Here is a 13,796-nt window from a genome sequence, read left to right on the forward strand (position 1 = left end):
GCAGATAAATTTTAGTTTTTATAGGTTGGGCTATATTGATTTACACAAAAAGAGAGTTATTAGAACCTTGTTAAAAGTGTAACCTATGTGCCCAGTTTAAAATGTAACCCATGTGGCCGTTCCAACACTTCTGAACGTACTGGCCGATTATGAGTTAATTCAGAATAATCAGCACAACTCAGCGGAAACAATCAAGAAATGAAACATGGCCGCCTCTGACGAAAATCGCCGTCAGTACGTGGCCTCCAGGGTGAACCTGGCGCCCGGCTGGGCGTAGACCCCGATTATTCTGAAGTTCCCTAACGCGGTGATTCCGGACGCGTTGTCTATGATGGAGCTGCCGGTGCCGGGGAGGGAGGAGCATTGTTCCCAACCGGTGCAGTTCGAGGGCGTACCGGTCCCGCCGTCAACGTCATTCTGGGCCCCCATGGCGATATTGCTGTCGGAATTCCAGGAAATAAGATCGTATCCGAAACTCTCCGTTGATGACGGAGAATGCCTGAAATAGCAGTATCCCGTCGATGAGCCGGTGTACTGGTAATCGATGGGAATCTCGGTGAGGATCACCGTGGGATTACTGACGTTGGTGGAGCATACCTTCGGCAGCGCGTTCAGGAGCATCAGCGTGTTCAGGTTCGAATCGTCCGATTCCTTCTTTGTATCGCATGCCGCGATCGAGAAAAACATGGCCGCGATGACCGTTAATAAGGGAAACGATTTTACGGCGGTGTGTCGATGAATTAACATTATGAGTGTCCTCTTATGAGTATGATGAAAGTGTCACATTCTGCTCAGTCTTTCGTTGCTATGCCATAGGAATAAGTACTATTTAAAGTTATCGTATAAGAGCTGCCTGCTGTGAACGTGTAGGCGGTATCGTTGCAGCTGCCCGAAGATGATTGTGAGTACCACGATACTGTTCCGGCGTCGAAGGACTGGTAGCCGCTGTCAGTGCACGATCCGCCGCTATAGGCCGGAACATACCAGCTGGTGCAGTAGGTGCTGCTCCCGCAGGAGGAGGGCTTCATCGTAAAGGTTTTAGCGGTCCACCAGTAACAATTCCTGAATCGGATGCTTACGGTCCCGGTTGTCGGGCAACTGGCTGTAAAACCGCCGGAGCCGGATGCCGCCAAGAGCAGCAGAAGGGCCGATGAATTGTTGTCGCCGCTTTTCGTATCACAGGAGATTATTAATGAAAAACATGTAACCAGGATCACCACCGCAGAGATAAATCGCATAGAATCCTCCCAACTTAGAATAGTTTATGTTTTTATTAACCCGCTCCGGGCGGGTTGGTCGTCTGTGTAGACTGCTTCAGACTCTTTGAAAATGTGTCATATAACTTCAATAAAATAAATTCAGGCTCTGTCGGCATCGTGGAATATACGTAGGTGATTATTTTTTTTATCGTGGTAAATACGTAGATGGCCGTTTTTATCTCATTTTTTTCGGATAATTTTCAAAAACCGATGGCAGTTATGCTTCAGCGCCTATCGTGAATCGATACCGCCCATGACAATCTGCGTATTTTAAACCGGCGTATAAGTATTGACACGGGACGGCCGGGGTTTCCAATATCATGGAATGAAGACCGTTAACGACATCAGGGCTGTCATTTATCTCCGTGAAGACAGGGACAATCCCATGGTGGAGCGTTTCCGCGCACTTTCCGGGAAGGATATTGTTGAATGCGCTGACGAGGGGGCCCTGGAATCGGCGGTTGAGGCGGTGAAGGCCCGGGGAATCCCCTCCAAGGAAGCGGTCATTCTGAAAAAATTCCCGGGCCGCATGTTCCAGAAGTGCCCCGGCTCGCCGGGCATGATCTGCTGCAATTACCTTTTGGTAAACATCGGCTTTAACTGCCTTTTCAACTGCACCTACTGCTACCTGAACTATTATCTCAATTCCTACGGCCTTGTGCAGTTCATCAACATAAACGATGCCCTGAAGGAGATCGGGGCCGCCGCCGCTGCTGACCGGGAGAAGGTCTTGCGGATAGGGTCCGGCGAGTACACCGATTCCCTGATGATGGACGAGATAACGGGTATCGGCGCGGACCTGGTCCGGATAGCGGCGCCATGGCGGAACCTGTTCCTCGAATTGAAGACAAAATCGGACAACATCGGCCATCTCCTTGATATCCCGGAGAAGGGCAATGCCGTTCTGGCCTGGTCCCTCAATACGCCGGACAACATAGGCCTGTACGAGGCGGGATCGGCTTCACTGGAAGAGCGCCTCGCCGCCGCCGCTGCCGCCTGCCGCGCCGGGTACCTGACGGCCTTTCACTTTGACCCCATGATCATCCACGACGGCTGGATCGACCGCTATTGCGAGGTGGTGGACCTCCTTTTCCGGAGGGTTGACCCGGCGCGGGTCGCCTGGATATCCCTCGGATGCTTCCGTTACAGTCCCGGCTTCAGGGAGATCATACAGGACGCCTTTCCGGGCCAGCGCCTCACAGTCGCGGAGCTTTTCCCGGGCCCCGACGGAAAGTACCGGTACTTGAAGAAGACCAGGACCGGGGCCTATCGGGCGATGCTTGAAAGGATACGGTCTCACACCGATACTCCTTTCGTGTATCTCTGCATGGAGACTGAAAGCGTGTGGCGTGAAGTTTTCGGGGTCGAGTATAAGACATCGGAGGATCTGGAGAAAGTCTTTGGGGATCATCTCAAGAGAATGTTTATTACCGATTAAGAATTTATCCATTTCATTTGGGAATATAAAAATATAAGTCTTAAAAGATATAGAAAGTAATAATAATTTTTTCTGTCGACGATACAGAATAGAAATCAGGAATATCATTTTTTTATAAATCTGCCCTAAAATCATCCGCCCGCAGGGCGGATACTGATAGGCGCTTGTTGTTTGAGTCCTCACCGAACGGAGCGAAGCGGAGTGAATGAGGGCGAGTTAAGCGCCGAGGCCGTCGCGCCGATTGAGCGACCGGGGAGAAGGGGAGCCCGAGGGGAGGAGGGCAAGGAGCCCTTCGCCCCTCGGAAAAAAAAGAGACCCGTCCCTGAGGGGCGATTATTATATAAAAAATTAGTTATTAAATTCCTTTATTTTGTTGACCAATTTAAGAAGTTGATGTCCACTATTGATTAAAAATAGAGGGAAAAACCTATCGTACAATGGAGATCAAGATCTTGGAAGAGAAGGATTATCGCGAGAGTCAGAGGGAGCTGAAGCAGGTTTCCGATATGCTCAATCAACTCTACGCGTCGGTTAATATAGAAGGATTAAAGAAAAGAATGGCCGAGCTCCAGGAGCAGACCCATCGGGAGGATTTCTGGCAGAACAAGGAGGTCTTCACAAAGACCAACCAGGAGATCAGCGGCCTGAAAAGAAGGGTGGACCCCTTCGTGAGCCTGATGACCGAGGTGAGGGATACGGCCGAGCTCTTCGAGATGGCGCTCCAGGACAAGGATATCGACGTCCTCACCGAGCTGTCGGAGAAGATAGAAGGGTACCGGAAAAAATTCGACGAGATTGAAACGCTGGAGCTCCTGTCCGGGGAAGACGATTTCAACAACGCCTTCATAACGATACACCCCGGCGCCGGCGGCACTGAATCGCAGGATTGGGCCAACATGCTGTTCCGCATGTATTTCCGCTGGGGAGAGCAGAAAGGCTTCGCGGTGGAGTTCATCGATTACACTCCCGGTGAAGAGGCGGGGATCAAGAGTGCCACCATGCTGGTCAAGGGCGAGTACGCCTTCGGCCTTCTGAAATGCGAGCGCGGCATCCACCGCCTGGTGCGCATCTCCCCCTTTGACTCGAACAAGAGGCGCCACACCTCCTTCGCCTCCGTGGAGGTCATTCCCGAGGTGGCCGAGGACATCGATATAGAGATAAAGGAATCGGACCTCAGGATCGATACCTACCGTTCCTCAGGGGCCGGGGGCCAGCACGTCAACAAGACCGATTCCGCGGTCCGTATCACCCACCTTCCCACGGGGATCGTGACCCAGTGCCAGAACGAGCGGTCCCAGCACAAGAACAAGGCCTTCGCCATGAAGGTCCTCAAGGCGCGCCTCTACGAGCTGAGGAAGCGCGAATTCGAGGAAAAGCAGCAGGAGAAGATCGGCCAGAAGCAGGATATCTCCTGGGGCCACCAGATACGCTCCTACGTGTTCCAGCCCTACACCCTGGTCAAGGACCACCGGACGGGCGAGGAGACCGGGAGCGTCGATTACGTGTTTGACGGAGATATCGACCGTTTTATTTACGCCTACCTGCGGGGCAAGCGGACTTCCGACCAGGGACTTCCGCAGGAGTGACGGACATGAATGAGCGGCCGCTATGAAGGTAACCATAGAACAATTATCCCGCCTGTTCGACAGGTACGGCGAAAACCTTGACGTCAAGTATTTCGACGACATCCTCGTAAAGGAGAGCTGTTATCTCTCAACCGACCTGGTCCTGAAGTCGCACCTCCCGCGCCTTGCCGAAAACGGCATTTCCGAGATAGAGGTCTTTTTCACGCCGACCCTCTATGATCATCTTACCCAGGATTTCCCGGTCGAGTTCCGGAAGCCCTTCGGCCGCTGCACGATGAGCGAGATGGACAGGAAACTGGAGGAGCTGCGGGACGCCAACACCCAGTCGAAGCGCAAGCGCTATCTACGCTGGATCGGCGAGATCTACGGCGTGGACAAGAACCTGGGCAAGCGCATCATTCTCCTTCGCAACAACGAGCCGGTCGATTTCAAGAAGTGGAACAACCTGAAGCGGGAGGTGGACCGGAACCATTATTTCCATTACCGCAATTCCGAGGTGGCCGTCATAATTTTCGTCGACCTCAAGGTGGCGCGCCAGAAAGAATACATAGAGCGTTTCAAGATAAATACCGATCTCATATCCCTTATCGTGTCGAAGAGCCAGGAGCCCGGCAACGTCATAGCACCGGATTTCATAGCCACCGAGGACGTCATCTCGGTGACCGAGCCGGGGATGCTCCTCGAGGAGTACATCAGGTCGAACGCGCGGCTCATCATCATCGGGGAGAAGCTTGACGATTTCTACAAGCGGGCCCTTCTCCAGGTGCGCAATTACGATAAGTTCGTGCGGCTCCTGGTGGTGCCGTCCATTGATCACAGCAACTGCCACGACTTTTTCCGCCAGGTGAATCTTGTCTATAACAACGACCGGTGGCTCTAGGGACGGGGTATTTCGCATAGTAAAAACCGGAGGGCCTATGCCAGCTAAAAACAAATTCTCGAAATATCTGCAGCCGATGGATTTCAGCTCGTCCATTGAAAAGGAGATGGGAAGCATCGATTTCGGGTCGATCATGCCCGATTCCGCCCGCCGGAAGGAAAAGCTTTTCCTCAGGTCCTTCAAGGGCGAGGACCTTTACAAGATAATGGCCGACGTCAAGCTCATCGCCCACCTCGAGGCCAAGGGCTTCAGCGACCTTAAGGTGGAGGTGGACGTCGACGACGCCTATGTCCATTACATGAAGCTGTACTACAGGGATGTCGATCCTGACAATATCCTGCTGGACCTCAGGCTGAGCGAGTCCCGCTTTGTGCCGGAAAAGGAGTTCTTCGAGGACGATTCGATCCACACCTATGACATGGTCGTCATAGAATGGCTCTCGGCGCAGAATCCGCTGCATAAATTCAACAAGGACAAGCCCCAGCTTCCCGGCCAGAAGTCCCCGGGCCTGGGGATCCTGAATTACTGCTTCGAGATGATGTACGTCGTGGCCCGTGAGGTGATCAAGGACGGGTTTCTCGACATCCCCGACCACATGCACGGCGCCATCATGTATTCCAGGAAATTCAAGTTTTTCAACCCCGCCCACGAGGGGATACTCCGGGCCATCATGAGGGACCTGGGCAAGTATTCCCTCTCCGACATATCCTGGGGCATCATCACCCAGACCATCATAGAGGAATACAAGAACCAGCCCCAGGCCTATGCGCCGTCGGAACAGGTATTCTACGTCTCCGACCGTATGAGGGACTACTTCCGCTCGAAAAAGTACACGACCGTGTACAACAAGTATTTCAGGCGCAAGCATTACCGCTTCGAATACGACGAGATGATCAAGCGCAGGGAATCGATGCTGAAAAATAAAAACATCGTGGACCTGTAGTATCACCGGCCGGAGCGGCCGTCGTCCGCCCCGCCGGCCTCCTTCAGCCTGGAGAGACGCGAGAGATCGTCTATGCTGTTCCTGATCTCCTCCGACGCCGTCTCCATCAGGCCCAGCAATTCCTTCCGTTTTTCGAAGAGGGTTTTCACTGTCCCATGGACCTGTTCCCGCGCCGCGATGAGCCCGACCGCGTCGCCGCTGCCGCGGAGGATGTCGTAGAGCGTTTTCCGGCGCGTCCCGACGAGGGACGCGAGGGACGCTTCCTCCTTCGCTATGTCGAAATCGACGGCGTCGATATCGTCGATGACGCCGCCGTCCGTGCCGATGATCTCCATCGCCTTTTCGAGGTTGCCAGATCTGCAGTAATGAAGTTTGTCGGATTCGCTCAGGAGCAGTGCGTTCAGCAGTTGAAGCTTCGTCGTATAGAGCCGGACGAGGCCGGAGACCATTGAAGCCGCGTCATCCCTCAACGCTGAAGCTTCCTTTGGCTCCCACGTTGGTCTTGTCCGCCGTGGTCTCGTTGGCGGAGACCTTGTCCCAGGCGTCCCTGAGGTCCTTGATGAGCTTCAGGACGCCTTTTATGGTTTCGGGGTCTTTCTTGATGTTCGCTTCCAGGAGGACTTTCTTGAAGTAGAGGTACAGGTTGAAGAGGTTCTGCGATATCTCGCCGCCGTCCCTCATGTTCAGGGAAAGGAGGAGCTCGGTGATGATGTCCTGGGCCTTGATGATGTTGTTGTTGGCCACGTCGTAGGTTTTCGGGTTCATGTTCTCGATGGCGATGTTGAGGAACTTGATGATCCCGTCATAGAGCATGACGATCAATTTCCCCTGGTTTGCCGTGGCGATCTGGGTCTTCTTATATTCGTTGAAAGGATTCTTTTCGGGCAAGGCCATTGATTCCCCCGGTCTGTCATAGTTATGGGCGTCATGGACGCTCCCTGCCGACCCTGCGCGGCCGGCATTCTCGCGTCAAAACGTCAGATCCTGTTCTATTATCGTATTAATATGCATCAATCTGAATTATTAATTCCCAGCGGGAGAGTATCTTTTAATAATTAATATACGGAACTTTCCAATAATAGACAAATTTAAATTCATCTTATATGAAAATAAATATCTGTTGGTCCCTTCCCGGGGGCGGAATAACGGGCTGGCCCGTCCGTTGCCGGCAAGCCGTGGAAATCTTATGGCGATCGCTAAAAAATGCCCGGAACCGCGCGGCGCCTACTTGCTGAAAATCGCCTCGATCCTCCTGAGGATCTCATGGTATTTTTCCAGGGTCTTTGAAACGATCTCGTCCGGCAGGGGGGGAGGCGGCGAGTTCTTGTCCCAGGCGGTTGTTTCCAGGTAGTCCCGGATATACTGCTTGTCGAAGCTCACCGGAGAGGTTCCGACCCGGTAGGACTCTTCGTCCCAGAAACGGGAGCTGTCGGGCGTAAGGACCTCGTCGATGAGGATGATCTCGTTGTCGGCGAAGCCGAACTCGAGCTTGGTATCGGCAAGGATGATCCCCTGGCGTATCATCATGTCCCGGGCGAACTCGTAGATCCGGAGGGTCGTTTCGCCGAGGCGGTAGGCGAGCTCATCGCCGAGCTTGGCGCGCATCACGTCGACCGGGACGTTGATGTCATGGCCCGAATCTTCCTTCGTGGCAGGGGTGAAAAGGGGCGCATCCAGTTTTTGCGCGAGCTGGAGGCCGGCCGGCAGGGTTATGCCGCAGACCGATCCCTTTTCCTGGTAGTCCTTCCACCCGGTTCCGATGATATAGCCCCGGGCGATGCATTCGAAGTCGATACGCTCCGTTTTGCGCACGATGACGGAGCGGTCTTTCAGGATCTCGGGGAAGTCGCAGAAGGGCTTCGGGAAATTGGCGACGTTGTCCTCGACGATGTGGTTCTTGATGACCTTTATGTTCTTGAACCAGAGGTTCGAGATCTTGTTCAGGATAATGCCCTTGCCGGGGATGCCGTTGGGAAACACGTGGTCAAAGGCCGATATGCGGTCGGTCGAGACTATGAGGAGATGCTCCTTGTCGACGGTGTACAGGTCGCGGACCTTGCCGCTGTATTTCTTTTTGACGCCTGGTATCTTAAAGCTGACCAGTGGTTCCATAGGGGTCTCCCGGTTTTTTATGGAGCGTGATTATAGGGATAATGACAAAAATCCTCTACTGATATTTTATGTCGTATCATGGCGTATTTTGTCAACAAAAAGTAAGTCGGGTTGGGCATTTTCCAATCAAATTATTGAGATGGAGGTGTGACAGGGTGCTCACACTCACCCGCCAAAAAACTACGTCCTGTACTATGGCGGGCGGGAGCTTCCTGCTCCCTGTGAGTGTGAGCACCCTGTCACACCTTATTCACTTTATTGGTAAATGCCTTGTGTTGTTAATTGGACAGTCCTCGGCCCTTCGGCTCTTTTTCTGACGCACCATCTATAATAATCACTTGGAACAGCTATTGGATTCTGAGCGGATATACTAATACGGAAGCCCTCTCCATTTCATGGAGGCAGCAGCTAGTACATCCATGTACGCTGCTGCATACGCGACATCCTGTCGCTAAGGGCGCGCTGAAGGCGGGGTGAGGTTGAATGCGGAGAGGGGGATCGAGGGGGTGAGGTGGTGCAATACGATTGCAATAGACAGAATAAGTGGATTAATAATAAATTGACAGGATTGGTTGTATCCTTTTAACTCCGCTATAATCTTACATGAGTATATGAATTCAATACGTGCACATAGGATCAAGTCGGTCGGGGGGATTGCCGTCCTTGCCGTTGCCCTGGCCCTGACCGGTTACGGGGCCGGGCTGCTCCTCGGGGGCAGGTTCATGGAAAGCATAATTTTACGGGAGGGGAGGTTCCCTCTTCTCCTGTCCAGGCCGGTCAACCAGTTTTACGATGTTTACTCGCTGATCAACAGCGCCAATCCCTTCAGCAGGCTGAGCGGGTATTATTCCCTGGTGGACAACAACATGGTCAGCGAGGATTTCATCGCCGAGCGGTACGGCAAGGAGCGTTTTGTCGTCATCCAGCGGACCCTCCTGTGGGCCCTCAGCCGGTCCAGGGACAGGAAAAAGGCGCTGAAATTCTACGCCTCTGTATACCCTGCCAGCGACGACTCGCTGAAAAAAGATATTTTGCGGCACATGATGAGGCTGGACGGCAGCTATTATCATAGCTTTATATTAAGGAACAAGGTTAACCCTTCTTTCATTCCTGAATAGCTCAGGTATTTTAAATTTAGTTGTATGCGCTGAGGGTACAGCACTCCCGCTCACCCGCCAAAATAGTACGTCCTGTACTATGGCGGGCGGGAGCCTCCTGCTCCCTGTGAGCGTGAGCGCCATACCCTCAGCGCTAAATTTCACTATGAGTTACATTCTTTGGAATAAATTTTATTCCCGTTTCTAAGCATTATCAGCCTTATAACTTGATCGCCCATCAATTTATTTTATTCTTGTCAAAGAAAAGCGCATGGCACATAAAGGGACCAGAATCATGGAGTATCGTCATGGATAACAAAGAATATATCGAACAATTGTGCCGGGACGCGCGGGCGGCCTCCCGGGTGGTCGCGAACTACACCACGGTGCAGAAGAACAACCTGCTCCTGAAAATTGCCGCCGATCTGCGTTTAAAGACCGACTACATCATTGCAGAGAACAAAAAGGACCTGGAGGCGGCCAAAAAGGACGGAGTTTCCAGTGCTCTCTACGACCGCCTCCTCCTGAACAGGGGCCGCATCGCGGCCATGGCGGTTTCCATTGAGGAAATAGCCCTATTGCCCGATCCGGTGGGCAGGATCGAAAAGATGACCGTGCGCCCGTCCGGGATCCGCGTCGGCCAGATGCGGATACCCCTGGGCGTCGTCGCCGTGATTTACGAGGCGCGCCCCAATGTCACCACCGATATCGCGGCCCTCTGCATCAAGTCGGGAAACGCGGCCGTCCTCCGGGGCGGCAAGGAGGCGATCCACTCCAACAGCGCCCTTCACGCCGTGGTCCGCGGGGCCCTTGCAGAATCCGGGTGCCCTGAGAGCGCCGTGACCTTCATCGGCAGGACCGAACGCGAGCTGGTGCCGGTATTATTGAAAATGAAACAGTACATCGATATCGTGATCCCCCGCGGCGGCGAGGCCCTCATCAGGGCGGTCTCGGAGGAATCGACGATACCGGTCATCAAGCATGACAAGGGCGTGTGCCATATCTTCATTGACGAGAGCGCCGGCGAGGAGATGGCCAACCGTATCGCGGTGAACGCCAAGGTCCAGCGTCCCGGCGTGTGCAACGCCATGGAAACGCTGCTTATCCACGCGAAATATCCCCATAAGGAATCGCTCCTTAAAAGCCTGGCGGATTGCAAGGTCGCCATCAGGGGCTGCGAGCGCGCCGTGGCGGTGCTGCCCGGCGTTGTAACGGCGGCCGCGCCCGGCGATTATGGGTACGAGTTCCTCGACCTCATCCTTGCCGTTAAGATAGTGGACTCCCTCGACGAGGCCATGGAGCACATCGCCCGTTACGGCTCCGGCCACTCGGAATCGATCGTCACCAACGATTACCTGAATTCCGAGCGGTTCCTCCGGGAGGTCGATTCCGCCGCGGTCTTCGTCAACGCGTCGACGCGCTTCCATGACGGCGGCGAATTCGGCCTCGGCGCGGAGGTGGGGATATCGACGCAGAAACTCCATGCCCGGGGCGCCATGGGCGTGGAGGGGCTGACGACCCTGAAATACGTCGTATACGGGAAAGGAGAGGTGCGGTAGGCCTTGAAACTGGGCATATTCGGGGGGACCTTCAACCCGATCCATTACGGCCATCTCATAAACGCCGAAATGATCAGGTCCGATTTCGATCTTGACAGGATCATCCTGGTGCCGGCCAAGTATCCGGTGCACAAGTCCCTTGCCGGGGAGGTGCCCGCGGAAGAGCGATACGCCATGGCCGTCCTCGCGGCGGCGGAGGCGAAGGAATACGAGGTGTCCAGGATTGAAATTGACAGGAATGGGCCTTCCTATACCATAACCACAGTCCAGGCTCTTCAGGAGCGGTATCCCGGCAGCGAGCTGAATCTCATCGTCGGGATGGATTCCCTGAACACTATCGATACGTGGCGCGAGACGGAGCGCCTGCTCAAACACGTGTCGCTCATCGTGATGCGCCGTCCCGGCGAAGCCTGCGCTCCTGACGTCGACCTCGGAAAGTGCATGGTGCGCTTCGCGGACAATCCGCTGATCGACATCAGCTCAACCGTCATCAGGGAGCGGCTCCGCGCGGGCAAATCGGTGCGTTTTCTCATGCCCGACGCGGTCATAGATTATATTGCCAGAAAGGGGTTATACAGAAATTGAAACGTAAAGTAATGATAGGCGGGGTCGCCGCTCTCATCGCGGCGGTATCGCTCCTCGTGTACTACTGCTACGGCGTTAAGACGAGGAACGCCGTCGAGAAGCTCATACAGAAGAAAAAAATCATCAACATACTGGTCGCCGGCAGCAACAAGGACGTCGACCGCAAGCACAAGTTTTTCGCCATCCTGAGCATCAATCCCGACAACAAGCGGATCGGCATAACCTTCATCCCGCCGTCGTTCAAGATACGGCTCGACGATGACGGCGACCACTGCGCCCGCATCGACGAGGTCGTGGTGTACAATTTCAACCGGATGCGGTATTCCCTCCAGAAGGACCTCAAGCTCAACATCCCCTTTTACGCGGAGATATACGCCCTGGACGTGGAGCGCATGGTAAACCTGATGGAGGGGGTCGAGATGTTCGTCCTGGACCAGGCCAAGGACGTGCCGGGCCTGGGCTTCGGCGTGAACTATTTCGACGGCCAGAAGGTGATGCGCTACATCAATACCGTGGACGAGAACTCGATCTATCTGAAATACGACCGGATCCTGGACGTCATCATGACCCTCTACAAGGACCGCGAGCGCCTGGAGCGCTTCAACAAGCTCGAATTCATCAGGGAAATGCTGAAATCGGCCAACACCAATCTCCTTCCCCAGGAGGTGACGGGGATATGCGATCTCATCTTCAAGGACGGCGACGTGATCGCGACGGTGCTGCCCGGCTTCATCAAGGAAAACTATTACGTGATGGACGACATCACCTTCCGCATATATGAAAAGGAGTTCCTGTCACTCCTGATCGTCGACAAGAGCGAGAAGGAGACGAACTCGTCGATCAAGGTGAAGATCCTCAACGGCACCGACGTGCCGGGCCTGGCGCGCAAGATGCGGGAGAGCCTGATCCGGGAGGGGCTGAGCGTTGTCGAGTTCGGCACCTCGCCGTACCGGAAAATGTCCAAGTCCGTCATCATCAACAAGCGGGGCAACGTCGCCGCCGTGAACCGCGTGGCCGAGCTGACCGGCATCCAGAACATATATCATATCATCGACAACACGCAGCTCCACAACGTGCTGATCATTCTCGGCGAGGACCTTGCGAAGTGACTGATTTTAATGCAATGACCGAAGAGGAGATGACGGACCTGTTCCGCCAGTGCGCACGGGTCCTTGACGAAAAGAAGGGCGCGGATATCGTGTTCATGGACCTCAGGAGCGTGAACAGCTATCTCGATTATTTCATCATAGCGACCGGCAACTCGCGGGTCCACTGCCGCTCCCTGGCGCGCGAGCTGGAGAAATTCATGCATTCCCGGGGTATCCGCCAGCGCAACCGGCCGGATTACGATTCGGGATGGATCATACTAGACTGCAGCGAGCTGATCGTCCATATTTTCACCCAGGAGATGCGGGAGTATTACCAGCTGGAAAAGCTGTGGGGCGACGCGCGGATACTGACAATGTAAGGTATCGGGGGACCTGAGGTATGAAGAACAAGATCGTCGCGCTTATGGCGGTTCTCATCGCGCTGCACTGCGCAGCCTGCGGGAAGATGGAGGAAAAAAAGCTTGAAGTCAATCCCCTGCATGTGATGAAGCTGTACCTGGAGAAATGGAAGAAAAACGACTGGAAGGCGCTTTACGCGATGACTGACCCGAGCTTCATGCAGAAGCTTCGGACGCAGAAGCTGTCGCCGGAATTGCAGAGATTGAGCGACCAGGACCTCTTTGTCCATGAATTTCAGCAGGCCCGGCGGCTGAACCCGGCCAAGGTCCTGAAATCATACGAGATCATATCTATTACGCCATACAATAAGGGAGATACGACACTCTGGGGTGACGTTGTCATCAACGGGAAGAAAAGAAGGATACCCCTGACGCTGGATGGGTTATCCTTGAAAGTCGATCTTACGAGGATCGAATAATAAGGGCCGTCCCGGACATCGCCGCGGCGGCCGCCAAAGAAACATACGGGGAGGGTGACAAACAGTGTTAACCATAGATTGCTCCGAACATAAAGACCTGCTCATAATATCGCTGGACGGCGAGCTCATTTTCAACGAGATGGAAGAGGCCGACAAGCTCATCTCGGAGAAGCTGGCGAAAAAGCCGCGCGTCGTCGCGATGAACTGCAAGAAGCTCAATAGCCTTGATTCATCCGGATTGGGACTTTTCATAAAGTTTTCCAAGGAAGCGAAGAAGATGAATACCAGGCTGGTGTTCCTGGAAATAACGGACCACGTCTCGACGCTGTTCGATGTTTCGAAGCTCGAAAGCATTTTCGAGATAATGTCGCAGGACGATTTTGACAAGACGTTTCCGAAAAAATAATTCTC

16 protein-coding genes are annotated in these 13,796 nt (G+C 54.0%); 11 read left to right on the plus strand and 5 right to left on the minus strand.

Annotated elements, in window-relative coordinates:
- Positions 1-231: 231 nt before the first annotated feature.
- Positions 232-747 (minus strand): hypothetical protein, encoded by a 516-nt coding sequence (locus tag KA369_11315; GenBank protein ID MBP7736553.1) that lies wholly within the window; start codon positions 745-747, stop codon positions 232-234.
- Between the two features lie 44 nt (positions 748-791).
- Entirely contained in the window at positions 792-1,238 is a 447-nt protein-coding gene (locus KA369_11320) for a hypothetical protein (GenBank protein ID MBP7736554.1), read from the minus strand.
- Positions 1,239-1,584: 346 nt separating this feature from the next.
- Between KA369_11320 and KA369_11325 the strand changes: the two genes are divergently transcribed.
- From KA369_11325 to KA369_11340, 4 genes are all read left to right on the plus strand, one after another.
- The gene (locus KA369_11325; GenBank protein ID MBP7736555.1) at positions 1,585-2,697 is read left to right on the plus strand and encodes a DNA photolyase; all 1,113 of its coding nucleotides are present in this window, start codon (positions 1,585-1,587) and stop codon (positions 2,695-2,697) included.
- A gap of 437 nt (positions 2,698-3,134) precedes the next feature.
- Complete coding sequence (prfB, locus tag KA369_11330; GenBank protein MBP7736556.1) at positions 3,135-4,283, plus strand: peptide chain release factor 2; 1,149 nt, start codon at positions 3,135-3,137, stop codon at positions 4,281-4,283.
- A gap of 22 nt (positions 4,284-4,305) precedes the next feature.
- The gene (locus tag KA369_11335; protein MBP7736557.1) at positions 4,306-5,163 is read left to right on the plus strand and encodes a hypothetical protein; all 858 of its coding nucleotides are present in this window, start codon (positions 4,306-4,308) and stop codon (positions 5,161-5,163) included.
- A 37-nt stretch (positions 5,164-5,200) separates the two neighbouring features.
- Positions 5,201-6,106 carry a hypothetical protein gene (locus KA369_11340; GenBank protein MBP7736558.1) on the plus strand — a complete coding sequence of 302 codons (906 nt, stop codon included), beginning with the start codon at positions 5,201-5,203 and terminating at the stop codon, positions 6,104-6,106.
- 2 nt (positions 6,107-6,108) lie between these two features.
- Here the strand turns inward: KA369_11340 and KA369_11345 are convergent, their stop codons facing one another.
- The 3 genes from KA369_11345 to KA369_11355 form a co-directional block, all read right to left on the minus strand.
- On the minus strand, positions 6,109-6,576 hold the full coding sequence (locus KA369_11345) for a hypothetical protein (protein ID MBP7736559.1): 468 nt from the start codon (positions 6,574-6,576) through the stop codon (positions 6,109-6,111).
- Positions 6,566-7,000, minus strand: a complete 435-nt coding sequence (gene fliS / locus KA369_11350; protein ID MBP7736560.1) for a flagellar export chaperone FliS — start codon at positions 6,998-7,000, stop codon at positions 6,566-6,568. The genes KA369_11345 and fliS overlap by 11 nt, the downstream gene beginning before the upstream one ends.
- 330 nt (positions 7,001-7,330) lie before the next feature.
- Positions 7,331-8,218 (minus strand): phosphoribosylaminoimidazolesuccinocarboxamide synthase, encoded by an 888-nt coding sequence (locus KA369_11355; protein ID MBP7736561.1) that lies wholly within the window; start codon positions 8,216-8,218, stop codon positions 7,331-7,333.
- 611 nt (positions 8,219-8,829) lie between these two features.
- On the opposite strand from KA369_11355, the gene KA369_11360 reads away from it, so the two are divergent.
- The 7 genes from KA369_11360 to KA369_11390 all read left to right on the plus strand — a co-directional run bounded on the left by KA369_11360 (position 8,830) and on the right by KA369_11390 (position 13,791).
- Positions 8,830-9,336 carry a hypothetical protein gene (locus KA369_11360; protein MBP7736562.1) on the plus strand — a complete coding sequence of 169 codons (507 nt, stop codon included), beginning with the start codon at positions 8,830-8,832 and terminating at the stop codon, positions 9,334-9,336.
- Positions 9,337-9,623: 287 nt separating this feature from the next.
- Positions 9,624-10,874: a glutamate-5-semialdehyde dehydrogenase gene (locus tag KA369_11365; GenBank protein ID MBP7736563.1), complete on the plus strand. Its 1,251-nt coding sequence runs from the start codon at positions 9,624-9,626 to the stop codon at positions 10,872-10,874.
- Between the two features lie 3 nt (positions 10,875-10,877).
- The gene (gene nadD, locus KA369_11370; GenBank protein ID MBP7736564.1) at positions 10,878-11,459 is read left to right on the plus strand and encodes a nicotinate-nucleotide adenylyltransferase; all 582 of its coding nucleotides are present in this window, start codon (positions 10,878-10,880) and stop codon (positions 11,457-11,459) included.
- On the plus strand, positions 11,456-12,568 hold the full coding sequence (locus KA369_11375) for an LCP family protein (protein ID MBP7736565.1): 1,113 nt from the start codon (positions 11,456-11,458) through the stop codon (positions 12,566-12,568). The genes nadD and KA369_11375 overlap by 4 nt, the downstream gene beginning before the upstream one ends.
- Positions 12,565-12,927, plus strand: coding sequence for a ribosome silencing factor (gene rsfS / locus KA369_11380; GenBank protein ID MBP7736566.1), 363 nt, complete (start codon positions 12,565-12,567; stop codon positions 12,925-12,927). The genes KA369_11375 and rsfS overlap by 4 nt, the downstream gene beginning before the upstream one ends.
- 20 nt (positions 12,928-12,947) lie before the next feature.
- The gene (locus KA369_11385; GenBank protein MBP7736567.1) at positions 12,948-13,385 is read left to right on the plus strand and encodes a hypothetical protein; all 438 of its coding nucleotides are present in this window, start codon (positions 12,948-12,950) and stop codon (positions 13,383-13,385) included.
- Between the two features lie 64 nt (positions 13,386-13,449).
- Positions 13,450-13,791, plus strand: a complete 342-nt coding sequence (locus tag KA369_11390; protein ID MBP7736568.1) for an STAS domain-containing protein — start codon at positions 13,450-13,452, stop codon at positions 13,789-13,791.
- Positions 13,792-13,796 lie beyond the last annotated feature (5 nt).

The sequence above is a fragment of the Spirochaetota bacterium genome (assembly GCA_017999915.1).
Classification (GTDB): Bacteria; Spirochaetota; UBA4802; order UBA4802; family UBA5550; genus RBG-16-49-21.